Source organism: Streptomyces sp. ATexAB-D23 (genome assembly GCF_000373645.1).
In the GTDB taxonomy this organism is placed as follows: Bacteria; Actinomycetota; Actinomycetes; order Streptomycetales; family Streptomycetaceae; genus Streptomyces; species Streptomyces castrisilvae.
On sequence record NZ_KB892012.1, the window covers coordinates 1 to 23,935 of the forward strand.

The 23,935-nt window shown below is 71.2% G+C and carries 17 protein-coding genes; 10 read left to right on the plus strand and 7 right to left on the minus strand.

Going from position 1 to position 23,935, the window contains the following annotated elements:
• A partial coding sequence (locus tag B082_RS0112430; protein WP_026249598.1) for an IS481 family transposase occupies window positions 1–669 on the minus strand: 669 nt, incomplete at its 3' end.
• 724 nt (window positions 670–1,393) lie between these two features.
• Here B082_RS0112430 and B082_RS39170 point away from each other — a divergent pair.
• Entirely contained in the window at window positions 1,394–2,110 is a 717-nt protein-coding gene (locus tag B082_RS39170; protein ID WP_158688869.1) for a hypothetical protein, read from the plus strand.
• Between the two features lie 556 nt (window positions 2,111–2,666).
• Window positions 2,667–3,617 (plus strand): hypothetical protein, encoded by a 951-nt coding sequence (locus B082_RS0112445; protein ID WP_018552127.1) that lies wholly within the window; start codon window positions 2,667–2,669, stop codon window positions 3,615–3,617.
• A gap of 307 nt (window positions 3,618–3,924) precedes the next feature.
• Here B082_RS0112445 and B082_RS0112450 read toward each other — a convergent pair whose 3' ends face one another.
• A complete protein-coding gene (locus tag B082_RS0112450; RefSeq protein ID WP_018552128.1) occupies window positions 3,925–4,896 on the minus strand; it encodes a LysR family transcriptional regulator in 972 nt (323 codons plus the stop codon).
• 143 nt (window positions 4,897–5,039) lie between these two features.
• On the opposite strand from B082_RS0112450, the gene B082_RS0112455 reads away from it, so the two are divergent.
• From B082_RS0112455 to B082_RS0112465, 3 genes are all read left to right on the plus strand, one after another.
• Window positions 5,040–6,497, plus strand: coding sequence for an MFS transporter (locus tag B082_RS0112455; protein WP_026249717.1), 1,458 nt, complete (start codon window positions 5,040–5,042; stop codon window positions 6,495–6,497).
• A 216-nt stretch (window positions 6,498–6,713) separates the two neighbouring features.
• The gene (locus B082_RS0112460; RefSeq protein WP_199783791.1) at window positions 6,714–8,801 is read left to right on the plus strand and encodes a restriction endonuclease; all 2,088 of its coding nucleotides are present in this window, start codon (window positions 6,714–6,716) and stop codon (window positions 8,799–8,801) included.
• A gap of 71 nt (window positions 8,802–8,872) precedes the next feature.
• A complete protein-coding gene (locus B082_RS0112465; RefSeq protein WP_018552131.1) occupies window positions 8,873–9,787 on the plus strand; it encodes a GNAT family N-acetyltransferase in 915 nt (304 codons plus the stop codon).
• A gap of 54 nt (window positions 9,788–9,841) precedes the next feature.
• On the opposite strand, the gene B082_RS37450 is transcribed toward B082_RS0112465, so the two are convergent.
• From B082_RS37450 to B082_RS0112480, 3 genes are all read right to left on the minus strand, one after another.
• Window positions 9,842–10,591, minus strand: a complete 750-nt coding sequence (locus B082_RS37450; protein WP_018552132.1) for a hypothetical protein — start codon at window positions 10,589–10,591, stop codon at window positions 9,842–9,844.
• Window positions 10,588–12,492 carry an MFS transporter gene (locus B082_RS0112475; protein WP_018552133.1) on the minus strand — a complete coding sequence of 635 codons (1,905 nt, stop codon included), beginning with the start codon at window positions 12,490–12,492 and terminating at the stop codon, window positions 10,588–10,590. The genes B082_RS37450 and B082_RS0112475 overlap by 4 nt, the downstream gene beginning before the upstream one ends.
• A gap of 225 nt (window positions 12,493–12,717) precedes the next feature.
• Window positions 12,718–15,507, minus strand: a complete 2,790-nt coding sequence (locus tag B082_RS0112480; RefSeq protein ID WP_018552134.1) for a serine hydrolase — start codon at window positions 15,505–15,507, stop codon at window positions 12,718–12,720.
• A gap of 193 nt (window positions 15,508–15,700) precedes the next feature.
• On the opposite strand from B082_RS0112480, the gene B082_RS0112485 reads away from it, so the two are divergent.
• The 4 genes from B082_RS0112485 to B082_RS0112500 all read left to right on the plus strand — a co-directional run bounded on the left by B082_RS0112485 (window position 15,701) and on the right by B082_RS0112500 (window position 20,082).
• On the plus strand, window positions 15,701–16,423 hold the full coding sequence (locus tag B082_RS0112485) for a GOLPH3/VPS74 family protein (protein WP_018552135.1): 723 nt from the start codon (window positions 15,701–15,703) through the stop codon (window positions 16,421–16,423).
• A gap of 247 nt (window positions 16,424–16,670) precedes the next feature.
• Window positions 16,671–17,540, plus strand: a complete 870-nt coding sequence (locus B082_RS0112490) for a helix-turn-helix domain-containing protein (protein WP_026249719.1) — start codon at window positions 16,671–16,673, stop codon at window positions 17,538–17,540.
• Between the two features lie 241 nt (window positions 17,541–17,781).
• Window positions 17,782–17,988, plus strand: a complete 207-nt coding sequence (locus tag B082_RS0112495) for a DUF397 domain-containing protein (RefSeq protein WP_026249720.1) — start codon at window positions 17,782–17,784, stop codon at window positions 17,986–17,988.
• Between the two features lie 504 nt (window positions 17,989–18,492).
• Window positions 18,493–20,082 carry a sodium:solute symporter family protein gene (locus B082_RS0112500; RefSeq protein WP_018552138.1) on the plus strand — a complete coding sequence of 530 codons (1,590 nt, stop codon included), beginning with the start codon at window positions 18,493–18,495 and terminating at the stop codon, window positions 20,080–20,082.
• On the opposite strand, the gene B082_RS0112505 is transcribed toward B082_RS0112500, so the two are convergent.
• Window positions 20,070–21,182, minus strand: coding sequence for an ADP-ribosylglycohydrolase family protein (locus tag B082_RS0112505; protein WP_026249721.1), 1,113 nt, complete (start codon window positions 21,180–21,182; stop codon window positions 20,070–20,072). The two genes, B082_RS0112500 and B082_RS0112505, sit on opposite strands and share 13 nt — an antisense overlap.
• Window positions 21,183–21,527: 345 nt before the next feature.
• Between B082_RS0112505 and B082_RS0112510 the strand changes: the two genes are divergently transcribed.
• Window positions 21,528–22,436, plus strand: coding sequence for an aminoglycoside phosphotransferase family protein (locus B082_RS0112510; RefSeq protein ID WP_018552140.1), 909 nt, complete (start codon window positions 21,528–21,530; stop codon window positions 22,434–22,436).
• A gap of 11 nt (window positions 22,437–22,447) precedes the next feature.
• On the opposite strand, the gene eccD is transcribed toward B082_RS0112510, so the two are convergent.
• A complete protein-coding gene (gene eccD / locus B082_RS0112515) occupies window positions 22,448–23,917 on the minus strand; it encodes a type VII secretion integral membrane protein EccD (protein WP_037710041.1) in 1,470 nt (489 codons plus the stop codon).
• Window positions 23,918–23,935 lie beyond the last annotated feature (18 nt).

Genomic DNA, 23,935 nt, shown 5'->3' on the forward strand with positions numbered 1-23,935 from the left:
GTTGTCGGTCAGGACCCGTTCGACGGTGATCCCGTGGGCCGCGTAGAACGTCTGGGCGCGGGTCCAGAACGCGGTGGCGGTCTCCTTCTTCTCGTCCGTGTGGATCTCGCTGTAGGCGAGGCGGGAGTGGTCGTCGACGGCGGTGTGGATGTAGCTGTAGCCGGCGTTCGAGCGGGTCTTGCGGCCTGCTTGCNGGCCGAGGGCCTTGTGGCCGCCGCCGTCGGGGATGTTGCCGAGTTTCTTGATGTCGACGTGGACGAGTTCGCCGGGCCGGTCGCGTTCGTAGCGGCGTATGACACGGCCGGTGGCCCGGTCCAGGTGGGTGAGGCGGGCCAGGCGGTAGCGGGTCAGGACGCGGTGGACGGTGGAGGGCACCAGCCCGAGCAGGTGCGCGATGCGGGCCGGTCCCCACCGGCGCAGGACGCGGACCTTGATGATCCGGCGTTCGGTGCGGGTCGGGGTCTGCCGGGGGCTGGTGTGCGGACGGGAGGAGTGGTCGGTCATGCCGGCCTCGCCGGACCGGCGGTAGCGGTCGGCCCATCGCTGGGCCGTGGTCGGCGAGACCTGGAAGCGTTCGGCGGCCCGCCGCAGGGGCCAGTTGTCCTCGACGACGCAGCGGGCCAGACGCAGGCGTCCGGTCTCGGTCAGGGGTGCATTACGGTGGGGCACGAGGGCCTTTCGGTCGGTGTCGACGTCGCAATCCACACCGAACCCGGAAGGCCCTCACACGTTCAAGATCCCTCAGCCGAGATATGGCTCACCCGTCCACAACCTCCTCGGACAGAACACCTAGCCCCCATATCTGGCTGCTTGTCAGTGACCGTAGCTACGCTTTTGAGGGAGTAGGCAACACGGGGAGGGCCACATGGCGACGGAGCGGAAGTGCCCTGAATGCAGGGTGCGGGACAGCGCCAACCGCAACGGGAAGCCCGGAAGATGTGCTGCATGCATCGATAATCGCTACACGCGCACTGGCTGGGAACCTCGCGAGCCCTACGTTTCCCCCAAACACATGCGATTGTGCGTCTGTGGCAAGTGCGGGCGCCCCGATGAGGTTGCCTATGCCGAAATCCGTGCCAGAGGCAGCCGGTACTGCGACTGGTGTACCAGCCGTCAGGTGTACGAACACGGCCTAGCGGCGGAGCCGTCACGGTGGGACATCACGCTGGAGCAGGCTGCTCAGATCGTCCTCGGGGACGACTTTCTGGCGCGAGGACCGGATGGCGTAGTACTCGCTGCTACGGATCTCGCCCGGCAGATGGAGCATGTCTGGTCACTTGTGGACGTCGAGTGCGCTGTGTGCGCAACCACCACCCGATGGAGTGCGTCGAGGGACCTCAGTACCCCTGGAGTGGTAGGTCGCAGCCGATGTTGGTACTGCTACTCCCTGCCCTTGGCACCCTGGCAGAACGAGTTCTTTCAGCGTCATGGGCTGGTGCGTGAGCACGACGGGCATGCCCCACTCGGTCAACGAGTCGCCGCCCATTGCGGAGCTTGTGGGTTCAAGCGCAGCATCTCGATCTCCGAGCTCAAGAGCGGTGTTGCCCCTTGCCTCAACTGCGCCGAAGCCGTTGACCCCGATGCCGTTCACATCGTCTATCTGATCCACTTCCCCAGCCTCCGTGCATACAAAATCGGCTTGACCAGCACCGAAGTCCGAAACGACAGGATCGCCTCTCACGTAGCACACGGCGGCAGACCGATCGAGCAGCATGAGGTGCCGAATAGGGAGGCTGCACGGACGGTGGAGGACACCGTGCTCCGTGCTGTCCGTGACTATCCCAGCGACTGCGCAGAGCGGGACTTCCCGCAAGGCGGCTACACGGAGACCTGGAGTGATGATGCGCCCGCCATCGATATTGGTCAGGTCATCGCCAGGCTAGCCCGAGACGAAGCACCGGGCTTCGATCGGTTGAGAATGCTTGGGGCCTACTTCGAGGATGCGCCACCAACGATCGAGGAACTGGTTCCGTTTCGATACGCCGAGACTGAAGAGGTCGATGGAGTCACGATCCACTGCTTGGGCCTTAGCGAGCCTCTGGAGCAGGTGTACCGCAAGATCCAGGCGCGCCGGAAGGCTGTGTCTGCTGATCGCGGCGAACTTGCGTGAGCGATGCGTGAGCGGACAGGCCAGCACCAGGCAACACGTGCAGGATCGGGCACCGTTCCGCGCGGCGCTGATCAGGCAGAGCAGCACCGCGTGGCACGGTTTGGAACCCCCCGGCAAGGATTCGATCCCACTCCTAAAGCGGGTGTCGCAGGTTCGAATCCTGCCGGGGGCACAGTGTCTGAGCAGCGCGTCCACCTCTCTCGGGTGGGTGCGCTGTTCGTCGTGGCCGTGGCCGTGGCCATCAGCATGGCGAACACCGGCCTCAAGCCCGTTCGGAGAGTCCGCATCCAACGGATCCGGCGTTCAAGGGCGGCACCAGCCGGTGGTCCTGTTCGGCCGCAGTGGTGGTGTCTCCGCTGCTGGCGGTCGCAGCCCGTGGCCTGCTGCGACCGAGCACGCAGCGGGCATCTCCGCTTGATCGCGCGTCCCCTGCGGGGTACCGGACGGACTCCTTCAGGTCCATCTCGACGCAGACCCGGTTCACGCAACGCGGGCGGCCGATCCCGCGTCTGGCAGGGAGAACAGCCAGGAACCATCCCCCTGAACGGAGCGCCCGGTGCTCATAGGACTCCTGACCGCCGTTGCGGCCTCGATCTGTTACGGCACGGGCTCCGTCCTCCAGGCCGTCGGCTCCCGCAAGTCGGCCCGCCGCGAGGCGGCCGCCGCCGGGCCTACCGCCGGACAGGTCACCGCGCATGGCGGCCCCAGTCTCGCCTCCACTGCCCAGGCCGCGATGACCTGGGAATTCATCGTCGGCACGGTCCTGGACTTCGTCGGCTTCGGACTCGGCGCGCTCGCCGCCCGCCTGCTGCCGCTGTTCCTCTCCCAGACGGTCATCAGCGCCAACCTCGTCGTCACGGCCGTCCTGAGCGTCAAGCTGCTCGGCATCCGGCTGACCCGGGCGGAGTGGACCTCGATCGCAGTCGTCTGCTCGGCGCTGGTGCTGCTCGCGAGCGCGGCGGGTTCCGAGGGCAGCGGGCACACGCCGATCGCCACCCACTGGTGGCTCCTCACGATCTCACTGCTGCTGACGGCGGGCGGCACGGTCCTGGTCCGGATGCTCGGCGCACGGGCCGCGATCCTGGCCGGTCTGCTCTCCGGGCTCGGCTTCGGGGCGCTGGGCGTGGGCGTGCGAGTGCTGAATGGGATCGATCCATTCGCCCTGGCCGCGCTGCTCACCGACCCGGCCCTGTACGCCATTCTGGTCGCCGGCATCGGCGGCATGTACCTGCACACCGTCGCGCTGCAGATCGGCTCGGTGAACGGGGCGACGGCGGCGCTGGTGGTCGGCGAGACCGTACTGCCCGGCATGATCGGCGTCTGGTGGCTGGGGGACGCCTCACGCCCCGGCTTCGCCTGGCTGGCGGTGACCGGATTCGTCCTGGCGGTCTCGGGCGCGGTCGCGGTGGCCTGGTTCGGCGCGCCGGAGAACGCAGGGAAGGACGTCCCGGCCCCGACCGACACCCCCACCCAGAACCCGGCGCTTGCCCAGAACCGAGCCCCTTAGCATCGGGGACTGGCGCGGTGACTGCCGCCCCCCTGTCCAGTTCCCGCCGCTTCGAACCATAGGTACGGTTCTCCCGCATACGGCTTTCCGACATCGTTCACCGGCCGGCATGACTGTCGCCCTGCGCGCGGCGGCGTCACGTTGTTGGGCATGTGATCGCCTGAGAGAGCGTTGAGCCCCTTCCCTTCCGGTTCGTGATCACTCGCTCCCCCTCGGTGCCTGGGCCCGGACCGCCTCGGGCGCCACCGGCGGCCATCATCTGTTGACCGCACACGTGCCCGAGTTCCTGTATCGCACCCTCCACGATTCAGTGCGCTGAAATCGCCATCCGGTTGCCAGGACTGGCCCTTTCCTCATGCCGCCCTCCCGGGAACCGCCGGGGCCATGCCCCCGCCACCTCGCGCGCCACCCGGCCGAAGAGTTCCAGGGCCCGGTTGCCGGTGGCGGCGGAGCGTCGCGTCAGGCCGTAGGCGAGGGGGTTGCCGTCCTTCAGTGGGATGTACGCGATGCCGGGGCGGCCGTGGTAGAGCGCTGTGCGGGCCCCTGAGAGCAGCGCTCCCCGGCCGGCGGCGACCAGAGTCAGGGCCTCCTGGTGGTTGGTGACGGACGGGCCCGGTTCGATCGGGGTGCCGCGGGGGGTGTGGGTCGGCAGGTGGTGCTCCGACCAGTAGTCCGGGATGTCGCCCGCGATGGTCAGGAGGGGCACCTGGGCCAGGTCCTCAAGGGTCAGGGTGCCGCGTGCGGCCAGGGGGTGTGCGGATGCCACTGCCAGGACCCTGTTTTCGACCAGGAGGGTGGGGCCGCGGGTCAGGTCGGGCTCGTGTACGGGGAAGTCCGTCAGCTGGAGGTCGAAGTCGCCCCGTCGCAGCATCCCGTACGGATCGGCGAGGGGGACCTCGCACACCTCGACCGCGAGTTCGGGGTGGGTGGTGCGTAGCTCCTCGATCGTCCTCATCACCAGTTCACCCGCCAAGGGTGTGGAGAAGCCGACGTGCAGCACTCCTTCGATGGCGCGTGCCGCGGCCACGGCCCGCGCGAGGGCGTCCTCGATGCCGCGGTGGTGTGGTGCGAGGTCGTCGCGGAGGCGGGTGCCCAAGGGGGTGAGGGTCACCCGTCGGCTCGTGCGCGTGAAGAGGGGGGCTCCCACGCGGCGTTCCAGTTTCTGGATGAGCTGGCTCACGCGGGCGCGGGAGAGGCGCAGTCGGGCGGCGGTGCGGCCGAAGTGCAGTTCCTCGGCCAGTACGAGGAAGCATTCGAGTTCGGTCTGGTCCACGTACATCTCCGGGATCGCGTGGGACGTGGATGCGGTTCGGTAAGCCTGGCTTACCGAACGTTGCGGTCTTCGCTGTTGTTCCCCCTCCCGGAACCGGCGAAGGCTGGAGGCTCCATCAGCAGCCGTCCCTCCGGGAGGGGTTCTTCGTCATGAGTGCCTTGAGTAATTCGAGCGGGCTGAGCGCACGCAAGTGGGGCATCCTGCTCGTACTGTGCGGCGCGATCTTCCTCGAAGGCATCGATGTCGCCATGCTCAACGTGGCGTTGCCGTCGATCCGCGCCGACCTCGGCCTGTCCACGGGTGAGTTGCAGTGGGTCATGAGCGCCTACGTACTCGGTTACGGCGGCTTCATGCTCCTCGGCGGGCGGGCGGCCGACCTGTTCGGGCGGCGGCGGATGTTCGTGTTCTGGCTCGGTGTCTTCCTGGTGTTCTCCGGGCTCGGCGGGTTCGCCGACGCGGGGTGGGTGCTGATCGTCGCGCGGTTCGTCACGGGCGTCGCCGCCGCCTTCATGACCCCGGCCGGGCTTTCCGTGATCACCACCGGCTTCGCCGAGGGGCCGGAGCGGAACAAGGCCCTGCTCGTCTACTCGGGCACCGCCGCCGGAGGCTTCACGGTCGGGCTGGTCGCCGGAGGGCTGCTCACCGCAGTCGGCTGGCGGTGGGTCTTCTTCGCGCCGGTCGCGCTCTCCTTCCTCATCCTGGTCGCGGCCCTCGCGTTCATCCCCGAGTACGCGCGCCCGGACAGGTCGGGGCAGCGCGTGGACGCCGCCGGCGCGCTCACCGTCACCGCCGCACTCGTGCTGATCGTGCTGGCCGTCGAGCGCGCGGCCCACGCCGGGTTCGCCGCCGGCATCGGTACGTCGCTGGCCGGGGCGGCGTTCCTCGCGGCCTTCCTCCTCATCGAACGGCGCTCCGCCGAACCCCTGGTGCGCCTCGGGATCTTCCGCAACGGTTCCCTGCTCCGGGCGAACCTCTCGGCGATGCTCTTCGCCGCCGGGTTCTTCGGCTTCCAGTTCCTGCTCGTGCTCTACCTCCAGGAACTGCGCGACTGGTCGACGTTGCGGACGAGCTTCGCGATGCTGGTCATCGGGGTCGACGCGGTTCTCTCGCCGACCCTCACCCCACGGCTGGTGGACCGTTTCGGCACGGCGAGGGTGATCTTCGGGGGGCTGCTGCTCGCGGTGGTCTCGTACGGGCTGTTCCTGCCGCTGGGTGCGGACTGGAGCTACGCGGCGATGTTCCCGGGCCTGCTCATCCTCGGCCTGGCGTTCTCCCTGGCGTACGGCCCGCTCACCATCGTGGCCACGGACGGGATCGCGGAGGAGGAGCAGGGGCTCGCGGGCGGACTCCTCTACACCGCCTTCCAGTTCGGTGCCGCGCTCGGGCTCTCCGCGGTCACCGCCGTCAGCGTGGCCGCCACGCACGGGCGGAGCACCGCCGCGCTGCTGGACGGCTACCGGGCCGGTCTGCTCGTCCCGTTCGCCGCGGCGGTCCTCGCCGCCTTCATCAGCGCCTTCGGCCTGCGCACCCGGCGGGGCGGCGAGCCGGCGCCGGCGCCCTCGGTGGACGCCTCCGGCGGACGGACCGACCTACCCGTCTCCGGCTGACCGGCTCCATGCCCATGCCCGTACTCGAATCCGTACCCATACCCGTACTCGTACCCGTACGGGCCCCTCCCTCCTCCGGCATCAGGTTCTCTCCCGTCAAGTGCATGGGCCCCGCGTTCGTCGCGCACTAAAGTTGTCCCATCACTGCTGGTTATGGGGCCGGGGCTCACCGTGCGTACGCGCATCTGACGTCCTGGTGGGGAGGGCCTGCGAGGCATGAGTCGTCGCTCCAATGGGTTGGTCGGGATCTGGGCCGAGGCACAGCGCCAACAGCAACGTCAACGTGAGGCGCAAGCCAGGTATCAGCGGGATCAGGAGCGGCAACAGCGGGCGTACCAGCGGGAAGTCGCGCGCAGTCAGCGGGAGCAGAAGGCGGCGTACCGGGAGCAGCGCGAGGCGGAGGCGCGGCGGCGTACGCGGGAGCTGGATGCCCGGGTCGAGGCCTTGCAGGGGCTGCTGGCCGCCGGGTGCCGGGCTCCGGCGTTCCGGGCCTCCGCGCTGACCCGGGCCGAGCGGGTCGAGGCGTTCGCGCCGGGGCCGCTCGCGCAGCCCGTGCCCATGCCGGACCCGGCGCGGTACCAGGCGCAGGGTGGCGGGTGGACCGCCGGACGGCGGGCCCAGGCGGAGGCGGAGGCGCGGGCCAGGTTCGAGCGGGACTGGCAGTCCGCGCAGGCGGCCGAGGCGCAGCGGCAGGCGCAGTTCGCGACGTACCAGCGGCAGTACCAGCAGTGGGCCGACGCGCAGTTGGGTGAGATCCGGCGGCACAACGCCGGAATCGAGGAGATGACGGCCGGACTGCGCAACGGGGACGCGGAGGCGGCTGTGGCGTACTTCTCGGCCGCGCTGTACGCCTCGACGGGCTGGCCCGACGAGCTGCCGCGCCAGGTGTCGGCGGCGTACGACTCGGGGGCGCGGCAGCTGGTGCTGAACTGGGAGCTGCCCAAGTACGACGTCGTCCCGGAGGCGAAGTCCGTGCGGTACATGATCAACGCGGACGAGGAGAAGGAGTCGCCGCGTCCGGTCACGCAGCGCCGGGCCCTGTACCGGGACGTCCTCGCCCAGTGCCTGCTGCTCGTCCTGCGTGATCTCTTCGCGGCCGACGAGTTCGGGGCGCTGGAGTCGGTCGCGCTGAACGGGTTCGTGGACGACCACGATCCGGCGACCGGGCGGCGGACGCCCATGTTCCTCGGTACGGTCATGGCCTCGCGCGCCGACTTCGCCGAACTGCACCTGGAGCAGGTGAACGCGGTCAACTGCCTGGTGGACGGGTTGCGCGGGCAGCTGTCCGCGCGCCCCGACCAGTACGCGGCGGTACGTCCCGGCCGGGTGCCCGAGGAGGTCGGCAACGGCGTCGTCACCCATGGCGGCGACGAGGAGCCCGATCTGTACGCGATGGACCCGCTGGCCTTCGAGTCGCTCGTCGCCGAACTCTTCCGGGCCATGGGCATGCAGGCCGTGACCACGCAGCGTTCCAACGACGGGGGCGTCGACGTCGACGCGCTGGACCCGACCCCGATCCGGGGCGGCAAGATCGTCGTCCAGGTGAAGCGCTACCGCAACACCGTGCCGCCCACGGCCGTCCGCGACCTCTACGGCACGGTGCAGGACGCCGGTGCCAACAAGGGCGTCCTGGTCACCACGTCCAAGTTCGGCCCCGGCTCGCACACCTTCGCCAACGGCAAGCCGCTGGAGCTGGTGCCGGGCGGTGAGCTCGTCGACCTGCTGCACCGGCACGGCTTGCGCGGGCGGCTGGGCAGTGGCGAGCAGCAGCAGCCGGTGCCGGCCCAGCGGACGGCGCCGGAGAGCGAGGGCCGCGGCGACGACCACAATGTGCTGGGCATGTACTGGTCGGGCGGTGTCGCCCTGGACGTCTGCGCGCTGGTCTGCCGGGGCAACCGGGTGCTGGACGACGACCACTTCGTCTTCTACAACAACCCGCGCACCCCCGACGGCACGGTCCGCGCGCTCATACCCGTCGCGCCCGACAAGGCCGCGATCCAGGTCGACTTCGATGCCCTTCCGGCCGGCGCCGACCGGCTGGTCGTCATCGCGGCCATCGACCCCGTCGCCAATCCCGGCGCCGACCTGTCCGGTTTCACCGACGCCGGCATCCGGCTGCTCGACGCCGAGCGGACCCCTCTGGACCAGCTGGACGTCTCCGACGGCCGCCCCGGCGAGACCGCGCTCGTCCTCGGCTCCTTCCGCCGCCGCGCCAACGGTGACTGGGAGTTCGTCACGGGCGGCCGGGGATACCGGGGCGGCCTGGAGGAACTGGTCCAGGACTACGGCATCGAGGTGGAATAGCGGCGGTGCGGGCGGGTGCGCCGCTGCGTAAATCGCGGGCGCCGCGGCCCTCCCCCGCGCCAGGATGAGCCATGGACACCGAAACGGACGCGAGCACCGGCATCCCCACCTGGCACCTCCTCCCCGACGTCCACGCCTTCCTCGCCCGCGCCGGCGGCTTCCTCCGCTCCCGGCCCGATCTGCACACCATCCTCCTGACGGTGACCGAGGGCCTGCGTACGCGCGGGGACGCCGCCTACGGGGACGGGGCGCCCGTCTTCGGGGTGCTGGAGCAGGCCGGTGAGGTGCGTGCCGCGTACTTCCGTACGCCGCCCCACCCGCTGGTCGTCACGCCCCTGACCCCCGAGGAGACCGGTTCGCTGGCCGCTCATCTGGACGCCGTCGGCCACACCGTCCCCGGCGTCACCGCGGACAACGGGACCGCCGCCGCGCTGGCCGAGGTGTGGCGGCTGCGTACGGGGGCGGAACCCCGGCTCCACGAGCGCATGCGGCTCTACCGGCTCCGCGCCCTCACCCCGCCCGAGCCGATGCCCGAGGGGAGCGGCCGGATCGCCGACGAGCGGGACCGTGAGCTGCTGGCGCGCTGGTACGGGGAGTTCGTCGCGGCCATCAACGGGGTGGGCACCAAGGACGCCCGCGCCTGGGCCGATACACATGTCGCCGAGCGCCGCATCACTCTCTGGGAGACCCCGGACGGCGTCCCCGTGTCCATGGCGGGGCTGACGTCCCTGGTCGCCGGGCAGATCCGGCTGGCGCCCGTCTACACCCCGGCCCACCTGCGTGGGCGCGGGTACGCCGGGGCCGCGGCCTTCGAGGCCGGCCGCGCCGCGCTGGCCGAGGGGGCGGACGAAGTGCTGCTCTTCGCGGATCTCGCCAACCCCACCAGCAACGGCCTCTACCAACGCATCGGCTACCGGCCGGTGACGGACTTCGCCATGTACGACTTCCCTGCGGGCGGGGCCGGGGGCGGGACGGGTCGTTCCTGAGCGTCCCGTGGGCCTCTGTGCGTGAGGCGTCGGAGCAGGGGCGCGGCGGCTCCGTCAGTCCGCCGTCCGTACCTCGACCGTGAGGTACGGCGGCCATCCGGCCGCCCCGGACGCGTCGACGGTGCCGCGCAGGGCGGCGGACGGGCGGAAGCGGATGGTCGTGCCCGTGGTGCCGTCGTCCGGGACGGGGGTCAGGTCCGTCACCGGGATGCCGTGCTCGTAGCGCTGGGTCCAGGCTCCGCCGGCCCGGCGGTTGGTGTGGACGAGCCAGTCGCTGAGCGCGGCGACGACGGACATGCCCCGGCGGGGGTGGCCGTCGGGGAGGGTCTGCGCGCCGGATGTGTCGGGTACGCCGGACGCGCCGGATGTGTCGGGTGCGCCGGGTGCGCCGGGTGCGCCGGGTGCGCCGGGTGCGCCGGACTCATTGGACATGTCGGATATGCCCGTCGCGTCCGGTGCGTCGAAGAAGCGGAGGTCCTTCGTGGCCATGACCGGTTTCTTCACCGGCCGGCCGCTCGCGTCGAGCCGGGTGTCGGTGCCCCTGCCGTCATCCGCCACGGACACCGAGCCGTCCGCGTGCGCCGTGACCACGGCGCGGCCCCGGCCGGTGCACTCCGCCTCGTCCGCCGCGTAGGCGAGGACCTCCAGGACCAGGTGCCGGACGCCGCCGGGGGCGTACGTGGCGGGAGCTCGGCGGATGCCCGCCAGGTGGGCGTGGTCGACCGTGCCCGCCCAGTCGTGGGTGGTGTTGCGCCAGCCGGCCCGTACGGCGTCCGGGCCGCCGTCGACGGGCCCGTCGCTCATCGCAGCTCGTCCGGGCACGGGGTGCCGGGCGGGAGCTGGTAGGGCGCGCCCAGGCGGTAGACGCCGGGGCGGGGGGCCAGGAGTTCCGTCCACTCGTCGCCGTCCTCGTCCTCGTCCACCTTGATCAGGCAGCCGTTGGTGTTGACGAAGGACTTCGGGACGTCGTCGTCGGTGCGGTTCTTGGACGCCTCGGTCTCCTGCGGGCGTTCCATCCCCTTGCCGTCCTCGTCCACGACGGCCAGCCAGCGCGAGTACGGGATACGGATCAGCACCCGGCCCGCCTTCTTGACGTGGATGGTCAGCTCGCCCTCGCTCGCGCGCTCCACGATCGCCGGCGGATCGGCGAGCGGCACCGGGCTGTCGACCTCGAAGAGCCTCCAGTCGGCGTTGGACCAGATCGCCTTCAGGTACGGCAGCCCCTTGCCGACCAGTTCGGCTTCCTGGCGGGCGCCGCTGGAGTCGGGGTCGCCCTGCGGCAGCACCACGTAGTGCACGGCCCAGCGGTCGAGCCACTGGCGGTAGTTGATGGCGTCCAGGGTGTCGTCGTAGAAGAGGGGGTTGCGCTTCATGTCGGCCTGGCGGTTCCAGCCGCGCGCCAGGTTGACGGACCGCGGCAGCGCGGACGCCTCGCGGTGGCTGCTCGGCGGCACCACCTCGACGCGGCCCCTCTCCGCGCCGACCTGCTGGAGCTGGTCGACCAGCGGGGCCAGCGAGCGGGTCCAGGAGGCGGTGGGGGCGGTCCTGACGATGTCGTCGACGCCCTTGAAGCCGATCCAGAAGTTCAGCGCGGCGAAGGAGAGGACCAGCGCGTACCAGCGGCGGGATCGGGGCGCGGTGTACGGCAGCGCGGCCAGCAGGACGATCCCCGCGAACAGCATCGCCATGCGCGACACGTTCGAGCCGATCTGCGAGTCGACGACGTACGTGAGCAGCGTCCCGACGCCGTACACGGCCGAGGCCGTGCGCACGGTCTTCCAGTCGCGCGGTACGAGGAAGAAGACGAGCCACGCGAAGATGAACGGCCCCGACAGCGTGGCGACCGACATCGGCTGCGTACCGGAGAACGGGAACAGCCACGCGGACAGCGCGACCACCGCGACCGGCGCGAGCCCCAGCGCGTACGCACCCGGACGCCGCTTGTTCAGGAACAGCGCGGCCGCGACCACCCCGAGGAAGAGGCCCGCCACCGGGCTCCCGGCCGTCGCGAGGCCCGCGAGGGGCGCGGCGACGGCCGCCTTCGCCCAGCGCCGGTACCGCCAGCGGTACGGCCAGCAGAACACCGCGGCGGCGGCGCCGATCGCGAACATCATGCCGAGCCCGAACGTCACCCGGCCCGACAGCGCGTTGCACAGATACGCGAAGACGCCCGCCATCGAGCAGGCCAGCGGGTTACGGACCGCCTTCACCCGGTAAAGGATCAGCGAGGTCAGCCCGGCCGAGACCGTGCCGGCGATCATCATCGTCGTCCGCACGCCGAGCAGCGACATCAGATACGGCGAGACGACGCTGTACGAGACGGGGTGCATGCCCCCGTACCAGGCGAGGTTGTACGCGGTGCCCGGGTGCCGGCCGACGAATTCGGCCCAGGCGTCCTGGGCGGCGATGTCGCCCCCGCTGTTCGCGAAGAAGAAGAACCACAGGATGTGGACGACTGCGGCGACGGCGGTCGTCAGCAGGACCGGGTGGCGCAGGCACTGCTCCTTGAGGGCGCCGAACCGGCCGGGCGCGGACACCTGCGGGGTGCGGTCGGCGGCGGGTCCGGGCTCGGCTCCGGGGTCCGCACCTTCGTCCGCGCTCGCGTCCGCTCCGGCCTTCGCGAAGCCCGTGGAGCCCGTGGAATCCGCGGCGCCCGTGGAGTCCGCGGCGTCGTCGTCCGCCCGTGTCGGCTCGGCAGTCGTCACTGCGTCTCTCCCCGTCCCTCCCCGGACGCGTGGTTTCCGCCGGCTTTCCTGCTCGGGTCTCATGGGCCGGAAGACGCGTTCCAGGGTTCACGCGTTGCCCCCGGGACGCTAACACGCGGTGTCTTCCGCCGTGCGGAATAACGGCCCCGGCCGGATCCGGGAACGGGCCGGTCACGGGGGTTCGCGGGCCGCCCCCGCGTGGTCGGCGGGGGCGGCCCGTTTCCCTCAGCCCAGGCGGGTCAGCTTGGACCCGGCCGACGGCTTCTCCAGGTCGCTACTGAGCGCGACCGCCACCTTCACCTGGCTGGCGCCCTCGCCCACGGTGAGCGTGCCCACGTGCGTCCCGGCCGCCGCCTCGTGCGGGATGGTCTTGCCGTCGTCCGTCAGCTCCAGCTTGACCGTGAGACCGGACCAGCCGACCGCCTTCACGTCCTTCGTCGCGACGACGGGCGTGGTGTGGCCCAGACCGTCGTCGACCTCGCCGACCACATCCCCCTTCTTGACGATCCTGGAGCCTTCCAGCAGGTCCAGCGTGGCCAGCATCACCTTCTTGCTGACCGCGTTCACCTCGTCGATGATCGACACGTCGTCGTACTGCCCGAGCACCGCCCCGACGATCAGCTGGTCCGTGCCGTCGATCATCTTGTGCGCGGCGAAGAGCAGGTTGCCGCCCGCCTTGGTGGTGGAGCCGGTCTTGATGCCCAGGGCGCCGTCGAACGGCACGAGCGTGTTGTAGTTGCGCCATTTCTTGCCCGAGGGGTCCTCCCACTCCGGCAGCTTCGTGATGTCCATCAGCGCCGGGAACTCCACGAGCTTCTCGCCCAGCTTCACCAGGTCCTCCGCCGTGCTGACCGTCGAGGCGGTGAGCCCGGAGGGGTCGGTGTACGTGGTGTTCTTCATGCCCAGCTCGTCGGCGGTCGCGTTCATCTTCGCCACGAACGCCTTCTCCGAGCCCGCCTCCCAGCGCGCCAGCAGCCGGGCGATGTTGTTGGCCGACGGGATCATGAGCGCGGCGAGCGCGTCCCGTTCGGTGAGGGTGTCGCCCTCGTGCACGGTGTCGAGCGTCGACTCGCCCTCGGTGTTGAGCTTGCCGTCCGCCTCGGCCTTGGCGTCGATCTTGATGCCCGGTCCGTCCTCGCCGCGCTTGAGCGGGTGGCTCTTGAGCACGAGATACGCGGTCATCGCCTTGGCGACGCTCGCGATCGGCACCGGCTTCTGCTCGCCGAACGAGTCGACCTTGCCGAGGCCGGTGGCCGCCATGTAGCCCTGGCCCTGGTCGGGCCACGGCAGCTTCGGGGCGTCGCCGTCGAAGCTGTACGTCGACTTCGCCGTCATCGTCAGCGACGGGTCCGGCAGCGGGCGCACCATCTGCACGATCGCAAACACGATGAGCAGGAGGAGGACCAGCGGCGTCCAGATCTTGACCCGGCGCACGGCGGTGCGGACCGGGGTCTCCGGCGGCGGCGGGGTGTTCGTCAGCTCGGCGAGCAGGTCGAGCGGCGGCCTGGGCGGCATCGGCTGCTGCCGGGTCCGCTCGGCCTCCCCGAGCGAGGCGGCGGACAGACGCGCGTCCGCCCCGTCTCCGGGCGCCCCCGGCCTGCGCGGCACGGGCGCCGGCCGTACGTCGTCGGAGCGCAGCGGTACGAACGTGCTGGTCCGCTCGGTGAGTGACTCCGGCGCGGACACGCTCTCGGGCTTGCCCGAGGGCGACCGCGTGATCTTCAGCGCGGTGGTCGGCTGATCGACGCGCGGCAGCCGGGGCGCCTTGAAAACGGCGGTCGGCTGATCGACTACGGGGGCCTTGCCGGCATCCGCCTCGGCCGCGGGGGCGTTGGGCTCCTTGCCCGCGTCGGGCGCGGGTTCGTCGGCGGGCGCCTGGGCGGCGGGCCGCTCGGGCTCGTCGGCGTCGTGCGCGGGCTTGCCGGCGCTGCGTTCGGGCCCGTCTGCGTCGTGCTCCGCCTCCGCCAGGGCGGCGGGCGCGGGCTTGTCGGCGTCCGACACGGGCTCGTCGGCCGACGCCTGGGCGGCGGGCCGCTCCGGCGCATCGGTCTCCGCCTGGGCGGCGGGCGCGGGCTCGTCCGCCTCGGGCCGGGCGGCGCCTCCGGCCTTCTCCGCCTCCGGCTCGGCGGCGGGCGCGGGCTTGTCGGCGTCCGACACGGGCTCGGCGGCGGGCGCCTTGGCGGCGGGCCGCTCCGGCTCGTCGCCGGGCGCGGGCTCATCGGTCTTCGCCTCGACGGCGGCAGACGCCTCCTCATCGGCCCCGGCCGCAGACGCAGACGCCTTCTCATCGGCCCCGGCGGTGGACGCGGAAGCCTTCTCGTCGGCCGCCGGCTCGCCCTCCGCCTTCCCCGGTGCGGCCGTCTCCGGCTTCCCCGAGGCCGCCTCGGGCTCGTCGGCGTCTTCTGCCTCGTCCGCCTCGGGCTCGGCGGTCACCGCGTCGGGCTTCGGCTCGGCGGCCTCGTCGGCGCCGGCCCCGGCATCGGACTCCGCCTCATCGGACGAAGCCGCGGCCTCCGGCTCGGCCGCCTCCCCCCGGGACCGAGGCACCCGGGCAACCGGTTCCTCCACCGCCGCGTCACCGGACGCCCCACCACCGGAAGCACCCGCGTCACCGGACGCCCCGCCACCACCGGAAGCACCCGCGTCACCCGACGCCCCGCCACCACCAGAGACACCCGCGTCACCGGACACCCCGTCGTCGTCCGGCGTCGATACCCACGCCGCCACCGCCGCACGGAGCCGCGCATCGCCCTCCGCCGGCTCGGCGGCGCCGTTCTCCGGCTTCCCGGGCTCCCCGGCCGTCTCCGCGGCCTCAGGGGTGTCCGGAGCGTCCGGAGCGTCCGGAAGGGCAGCCGGGGCGTCCGGGAGGGTGTCCTGGGCGTCGGGGGCCGTCTCCGCGTCCTCTGTGGGGCGCGCGGCGGGTTCGCGGAAGATGTCGAGCCGCGGATCGCGCTCGGTCCGAGTCGTTCCCGACGACTTCTGCTGCTTCGACCTGTCGGGGGACTCGCCCGCCACCGATGCCTCCTCCGTGCGGCGCGGGGAACCCGCGCGCTGTCCGAACCGTCTACCAGTGTCCCGTGTGAACCCTTGGCCGGGCTGCTAGACGAGAACGACATACCTACTGGTTCCCGTACAAAGCCCCCAGGCACCCTCGACAGACGGATGTGAGAGGGGTCACCCTGTCATTCATCCACGCGGGGAGGCATGGATGGGCAGGAGCCGCAGAACAATTCCGGAGGAGCTTCTGTTGCTCGCTCTGGACCCGACCACGGGTACCACAGCGCAGCCGCAGTCGCTCGACCTCGGCCTCGCCGGAGCCCAGCTAGTAGAGCTGGCCCTGGCAGGACGGATAGCCCCTGACGGGGATCGTATCGCCGTGGTGATGCCACGGCCGACAGGAGATCCGACTCTGGACTCCGCACTGGAACTGCTGCGCAGGCGCGGCAGCCCGGTCCGGGCCGTCCACTGGATCGGCGGACCCCGGCTGGGGCTCCGCCAGATTTACCTCGCTCATCTGGAGCGGTGCGGCATGGTGCATGCCGTGGCGGGCCAGATGTGCGGAGTGCTGCCGACGACTCGCTACCAGGCGACGGACACGGCGATCAGCCGGGACATCAGAGCCCGGCTGGACAGTGCGATCCGCACCGGCGTACCGCCGGACCCGCGGACCGCGGCGCTCGCCGCACTGGCCCACGCGGTCGGACTCGGCAAGCACCTGTACCCCGGGAACGAGGGGCGTTCATCGCGCTCCCGGCTCCGGGACCTGATCAGACACGACCCGATGGGCGGTCTCGTGGCGCATGCCGTGATGGACGTCCAGAACGGGGCGGTCGCGCAGCCGCGCCGCAATCAGGCGGCCGGTGTTCCGTTGCAACCGCAAGCGCAGTCGCAGTCACGTCGCGGCAGCATGGCGCCCACCGCGGTCCACTAGGACCGCGCACGCGTCGCTCGCAGCACCACGACGCGCGGCCTCAACCCCCGCCGCGTCAACAACCGAATACCGCCGCACCGTCGTCCTCAAGACCCGGTTCGGGAGCCGCACCAGGCGCGGGGCAGTCGGATACCACCGGCTGCCCCGCGCCGCTGCGTGTGGCCATTTCCCAGCGCGGCCGGGGGCAGGGGTGGCAATCTGCTCAGCAGTAGATACGCACAGCTACATAGCCGGAGGTGCCGTTTCCGTGCCGTCCAACGTCAATCCCACCGTCAGGCGACGCCGGTTGGGTCAGGAATTGCGCCGACTGCGCGAGGTCAAGGGCATGACGGCCGAGGAGGTGGCGGAGCGGCTGCTGGTCTCGCAGTCGAAGATCAGCCGCCTGGAGAACGGCCGCCGCTCCATCAGCCAGCGCGATGTGCGCGACCTCTGCGGGGTGTACGAGGTCGAGGACCACCGCGTCGTGGACTCGCTGATGCAGATGGCCAAGGACTCCCGCCAGCAGGGCTGGTGGCACGCCTTCGGCGACATCCCGTACAGCGTCTACATCGGGCTGGAGACCGACGCCGAATCGCTCCGGGTCTACGAGCCGCAGGTGGTTCCCGGGCTGCTCCAGACCCGGAGTTACGCCGAGGCGGTGATCAGCGGGGCCCTGCCGGAGGCGCCTCAGTCCGACATCGACAAGCGGGTGAGCGTCCGCTCGCGGCGCCAGGAGCGGATCTCCGACCCGGAACACCCGCTGCGGCTCTGGGTGGTGATCGACGAGTCCGCGCTGCGCCGGCAGGTCGGCGGCAAGCAGGTGATGATCGAACAGCTGGAACACCTGGTGGAGCTGTCGCACCTGCCGCATGTGACCGTGCAGGTGCTGCCGTTCGAGATGGGCGCGCACCCGGGCATCAACGGCCAGTACGCCATTCTGGAATTCCCGGACGCGGCGGATTCGAGCGTCGTCTACATCGAGGGCGTCACCAGCGATCTCTATCTGGAGAAGGCCAATGACGTTCAGCGGTACAGCGTCATGTACGAACACCTGCGGGCACAGGCGCACAACGTGGAACAGACCCGGAATTTCATCGATGGAATCGCGAAGGAGTACACCCGGCTGAACACGGAGTGAGATCCGGCCGAACCCGCTCGAACACCCTGGGCGATAAAGCCCGTTGTGCGAGAAATGCGTAATGCCGCAGATGGGGCGGCGGCAATATACACCGCCGCCACCATCACACGGAAGATCCGGCCGGAATAGATCACCCGGTCGAGTGAACCGCCCCTTCACTCAAGCAGCTTGGCGAGTAGCGTCGATCACGCCAGCGGGAACGTCGTTGGCGCCTCACACAACTCTCTGAACCGGAGTGAACATGGCCATTCGTCAGGGTGCTACGGAAAACTGGACGAAGTCTTCGTATTCCGGGGGCAACGGCGCCTGCGTCGAAGTCAAGTCCCCTCTCGTACAGGCAATCGCCGTGCGCGATTCGAAGGCCCCCGAGGGCCCCTCGATCACCTTCGTGCCCGGCGCCTGGAACGCGTTCGTGCGCGATGTCGCCGAGGGTGCCGTCACCGCCTGACCGATGCTTCCTTTACGCCGTATCGCCGCACCGGTTCCGGTGCCGCCGGTAGCCCTCTCGTCCGGCCCGCCGTCCTGGCCGAGGGGGCTCCCCGCACCACATCCGCCGAGCCCCGGTCACCACAGCCGACCGACGTAGCGCCGGCCCACCGCCCTTCGGCGGCCCTCCTCCTCACCGGCCGCACGGGACCCGCATCCCGTGCGGTCTTTTCGCGTTTCCTCCACTTTTCTCCGTACGCGCGGCCCGAATGCACGGCCTGACGAAGTGCCCGCTCATCGTGTGGCCGCCGTCACGTTCACGACAACGTCCCCGTACGTCAAGAACGGGCAAAATCGTTCGCCTTGCTGATCTGCGTTCACATCTCTGACCGATGAGGTCCTTGACCGGGGTGCCGCGCAGACGGTTCAATCCCCGAAGTCCCCGCTTCCCGCACGGGGATACCGCTGGGCGGCCGTACTGACGAAGTGCGCACCCGTTCACAAGGCGGACCCCGGGAGGGGACATATGAACAGTCTCGACTGGGTCGTACTCATCGGCTACTTCGGCGTGATGATCGCGATCGGACTCTGGTCACACAAACGCGTGGACAACGTCGGCGACTTCTTCACGGCCGGCGGCCGGATGCCGTGGTGGCTGTCGGGCATCTCGCACCACATGTCGGGGTACAGCGCGGTGATGTTCACGGGCTACGCCGGCATCGCGTACCAGTACGGCGTCACGTCCTTCGTGACCTGGTCGCTGCCGATCGCCATCGGTATCGGGATCGGCGCCAAGCTCTTCGCGCCCCGGCTCAACCGACTGCGCTCACGGCTCTACGTGGCCTCACCGCTCGAATACCTGAAGAACCGCTACAACATCCCGACCCAGCAGGCGCTCGCCTGGTCCGGGCTGCTGCTGAAGATCGTGGACGTCGGCGCCAAGTGGGCGGCCATCGCCACCCTGCTCTCCGTCTTCACCGGGATCACCCTCACCCAGGGCATCTTCATCACCGGGATCATCACGGCCGTCTACTGCACGGTCGGCGGCCTGTGGGCGGACGCGCTCACCGAGCTGGGGCAGTTCGTCATCCAGTTGTTCGCCGGCCTCGCGATGCTCGTCATCGCCATGCGCGAGCTGGACGGCTTCAGCACCCTGTGGACCGTCTGGGACAAGCTGCCCGAGGGCCACACGGACCCGACGGCCGGCCCGTACACCGTGACGTTCCTGCTGGCGTACCTGTTCATCAAGACCTTCGAGTACAACGGCGGCATGTGGAACCAGGCCCAGCGCTACATGGCCACGGACTCTGCCGCCTCCGCGACCCGTTCCGCGCGGCTCTCGGCCGTTCTGTGGCTGGTGTGGCCGACGGTGCTGTTCTTCCCGATGTGGTGCGCCCCGCTGCTGGTCGACGCGCAGAAGCCGGACGCGTCGGACAGCTACGCGCTGATGACTGAGCAGCTGCTGCCGCACGGTCTGCTGGGCCTGGTCGTCGTCGGCTTCTTCTCGCACACGATGGCCATGTGCTCGTCGGACGCCAACGCCATCTCGGCCGTCTTCACCCGGGACATCGCCCCGGTGTTCTCCAAGGCCGCCCGCAACTGGAGCAGCCGGGCCGGGCTGCTGGCCGCGCGCGTCTCCACGCTGGGCTTCCTCGCCCTGTCCATGGCGCTGGCGACCCAGATCAACTCGCCGACGTTCAAGGACATCATCTCCGTCGTCATCAAGTGGGTCGCGGGTCTGATGGGCCCGATCGCCATCCCGTTCATGCTGGGTCTGCTGCGGCGTTTCCGCCGGTCGGGTCCGACGGCGGCGCTCGTCAGCTGGGCGGCGGGGCTGCTGGCGTTCTACTTCACCAACTACGACCTGGACGGTTCGGTCAAGGACGGGGTCGCGCTCCAGTACCAGGTGGCGCTGCCGCTGGCGATCTCGCTGGTGCTCTACGTCGTCATCGGCTTCGTCAAACCCGAGGACACCCCGGAGCGGGACGCGCTCATCGAGCGGATCAACTCCGACGGCGACGGTCCGGGGACCGGTGCGGCCGCCGTACCGGCGCAGGGCGGCCCGGAAGGCGTCGCCGTGGCGGAGGGCGCGGAGGCGCCGGATCAGCGCGGGTAGCGGGCCAGCCAGCCGGGGGCCGCGGTGGCCGGGCCGTGCAGGGCGGGCCCCTGCGTCATCTCCATGGCGAAGTCGTCGGCGAGTTCGAGGAGGGTGGCCCGCCCCTCCAGTTCGGCGAGCCAGCCCGGCGGCAGCGCGGTCTCGCCGTGCATCGCGCCGAGCAGCGCCCCGCACAGCGCGCCCGTGGCCGATGACGGGCCGCCGTGGTTCACGGCCAGCCGCAGCCCGTGCCGTACGTCCTCCCCGACCAGCGCGCAGTACACGGCCCCCGCCAGGACCTCGTCGGCGGAACCGGTGGCGCCCAGGGACTCGACGAGCGCGGGACCGGGAATGCCCTGGCGTACGGTGCCGAGGGCCTGGCGCAGCGCCTCGGTGACGGGTTCGTGGCCCGGCCGTTCGGCGAGCAGCGCAAGGACGCGCTGCACGGAGCCGTCCAGTGTCTCGCCGCGCGCCAGGCCGTGCACGAGGACGGCGAAGGCCCCGGCGGAGAGCAGGGCGGTGGGGTGGCCGTGGGTGTGCGCGGCGCACTCGACGGCGAGCTGGAGCACGAGTTGCGGCTCCCAGCCGACGAGCAGTCCGAAGGGCGCGGAGCGGGTGACGGCGGCGGCGTCGTGGGCGGCGGGGTTCTTGGGGTGGTCCAGGGTGCCCATGACGGCGTCGCCGAGGCCGCCGAGGCATTCCCGGGTGGGGGCGCGGCGGGCGTAGAGCCACTCCTGCGCGGCGAGCCAGCCGTTGTCCTTGCGGCGTTCGTCGGGCCCCCAGTCGTGCTGGGTGGCGGCCCAGCGCAGGTGGGCGCGGTGCACGTCGGTGGGCGGGTGCCAGGCGCCGGTGTCGCGGCGGACCTGGGCGCGGATCAGTCCGTCGACGGTGAACAGGGTGAGCTGGGTGGCGGCGGTGACGGTGCCGCGTGCGCCGTGGGCGGGGACGAAGTCGGTGACGGCGTCGGGCCCGTGGGCGGCGCGTATCTCCTCCAGCGAGAGGGCGCTGACGCCGGCCCCGAGGGCGTCCCCGATGGCGCCGCCGAGCAGGGCGCCGCGTACCCGGCTGCGGAAGTCCTGTTGCTCGGCACGGCCCCAGACGGCTGTGACCCCTGTGCTCACGCGCACCTCCCCGTCCGCCGTGGCTCGTTCCTCTGTGCGACTGTGCGGTAACTGCGCAGCACTGTAATCGAACAGCCTCGGCGCCCGAGCGGCATGAACGGTTTGTACGGCTCCTAGGGCCTGTCGTCACATTCCCGTCGTCCGCCCGGAGGGCGGGTCGGCCGGCGTCAGGTGCGTGCTCTCGGCGTGCCGGCCCCAGACCCTCGTACTGGATGTACTTGGGTCTGGGGCCGGTGCGGCGAGAGTGCGTGCATGGCGTCGGCCGACAGGCGGGAATGTGACGACAGGCCCTGGCGGGCTTCGAAATCCGTTGCGGCGGGCGGGCTCGGGCACGATGATCGCCCGATGCCCTCTTCCCACCCCGACGGCCGCGCGGGTATCGACGCCGCGCTGGTGAAGCGTCTGCTCGCCGCCCAGTTCCCGCAGTGGAGCCGACTGCCCGTGGTCCCCGTCGAGATCGACGGCTGGGACAACCGCACGTACCGCGTCGGCGACGCCATGACGGCCCGGCTGCCGACCGCGGCCGGCTACGTCCCCGCCGTGGAGAAGGAGCACCACTGGCTGCCCCGGCTGGCCCCTTCGCTGCCGGTCCCGGTGCCTCCGGTGCTGGCCCTGGGCGCACCGGGTGAGGGCTATCCCTTCCCCTGGTCGGTCCGGCGCTGGCTGCCGGGCGAGACGGCGGCGCGCGGGCGGATCGACGACCTGCCCCGGTTCGCGGCCGGCGTGGCGGAGTTCGTGCGTGCCCTCCAGCGCTGCGACGCGGCGGGCGGTCCGGCGGCCGGTGAGCACAGCTGGTACCGGGGCGCCTCGCCCGCGTACTACGACGAGGAGACCCGGCGCTGTCTGGCCGCGCTGGAGGGCGTTGTCGACACGGAGAGGGCGCGGGCGGTCTGGGAGGCGGCCCTCGCCGCCGAGTGGCGCGGGGCTCCCGTGTGGTTCCACGGCGACATCGCGTCCGGCAACCTGCTGGTCGACGGTGGCGAGTTGTCGGCCGTCATCGACTTCGGGACCTCGGGGGTGGGCGACCCGGCCTGTGATCTGGTGATCGCCTGGGGGATGTTCGAGGGCGCGGGCCGGGAGGCCTTCCGGGAGGCGGTCGGCCAGGATGCCGGGACCTGGGCGCGGGCGCGGGGCTGGGCGCTGTGGAAGGCGCTGCTGAATCTGACGGGGGACGCGGGGGCGGACCCGGTGCGGGCGGCGGGCGAAAGGCGCGTGGTCGACGCGGTCCTGGCCGACCACGACGCCTTCCGCTGAGGGACCGCCGCTCAGCTGGTCATGCCGCGCGCCTTGGAGTAGACGTCGAGGACGGCCAGGCACAGCGGGACGAGGGCGAGGAGCAGGAGCACCTCGGCCAGGTCGGAGAGGCGGCCCCAGAAGGGGGAGAGGCCCTTCTTCGGGATGACCAGGGCGATGCCGGTGAGCAGGGCGGCGCCGGCCGTGACGGCGGCGGCGAGCCAGAGCGTACGGATGTCGAGCGGCCCCCGGTCGTGCTCCATCAGGAGCTTGAGGACGGCCTCGGCCGGCGGGTTGAGGGCGAGACCGAGCACCAGGAGGCCGAGGGCGGCGAGGCCCGCGCTCAGTACGGACGCGACCTGGGCGGTGTAGCGGAAGAGCCGGGCGCGCAGCAGCATGGCCAGCCCGGCGACCAGGGCCAGGGTCTGGCCCCAGACGTCGGAGGAGAAGCCCAGGACTGCGGCCGACGCGACCACCACGACGCAGCACCCGCCGACGAGGCCGAGCAGCAGTTCGTGCCCGCGCCGGGCCTGGGCCGCGATGCGGTCGGTGTCGACGGGGTCGGGGTCGCCGAGGCCGGGCTCGTGGTCGAGGTCCGCGTCCGTGGCGGGGCGCGGCGCCGCGTAGCCGATCGGCAGCTGGGCCACCCGCGCGGAGAGTCCGGGCAGGAAGGCGATGGCGCCGATCGCGACGACCGCGCAGACGGCGGCGGTGTCGCGGGGGCGGGCCTCGGTGACGATCGAGAAGAACGTGGCGAGGGTGCCGACCGCCGAGGCGAAGACGACGGCGACGAACGGGGCGTCGCCGGTCGGCATCGCGACGACGAGCCCGGCGGAGACCAGCAGCACCGTGGCGCAGCCCAGCATGAACTGGAGGCGCCCGATCCCGGTGCCTGGGTCGAGGGCGAGGATGCCGGACCCGGCGATCATGAGGTGGGGCAGGGCCGCGAGGCCGAGCGCGATGGCGGATGCCCGGTCGGCGTAGCGGCGGGCCCGGATGCCGGCGAGGACGGCGAGCAGGGTGCCGACGGCGGCGGCGACGATGCCCGGCAGTCCGTGCATGTCGTGCTGGACCGGGTCGGCGAACCAGACCACGAAGCCCATGAGGACGAGCAGGAGCGCCCCGCCGAAGAGACCGGCGACGCCGAGCAGCTGGTCGCTCCACAGGGCGCGGTCGCGGCGGACGGAGGAGGCGACCGCGTCGGCGACGTCGTCGAAGACGGCCGGGGGCAGCGATTCCGTGAAGGGCCGCAGCCGCAGGACGTCACCGTCCAGGACGCGCTGGACGGCGAGCGTGTGGGTGGCGTCCAGAACGGTGTTGTCGCGGCGGGCCAGGTGGTAGCCGGGAGGCGCCCCCGGGGGTGTCTCCTGGCCGGTCAGCCGCAGGATCTCCGGGAGGAGATCGGCGACGGCGACGTCGTCCGGCAGGGCGACGTCGATACGACTGTCCGGCGCCACGACCGTTATGCGGCAAAAGCCGGTGGTTGTCAGGGTCGAACTCACCTGTTGGGTCCCCTCGTT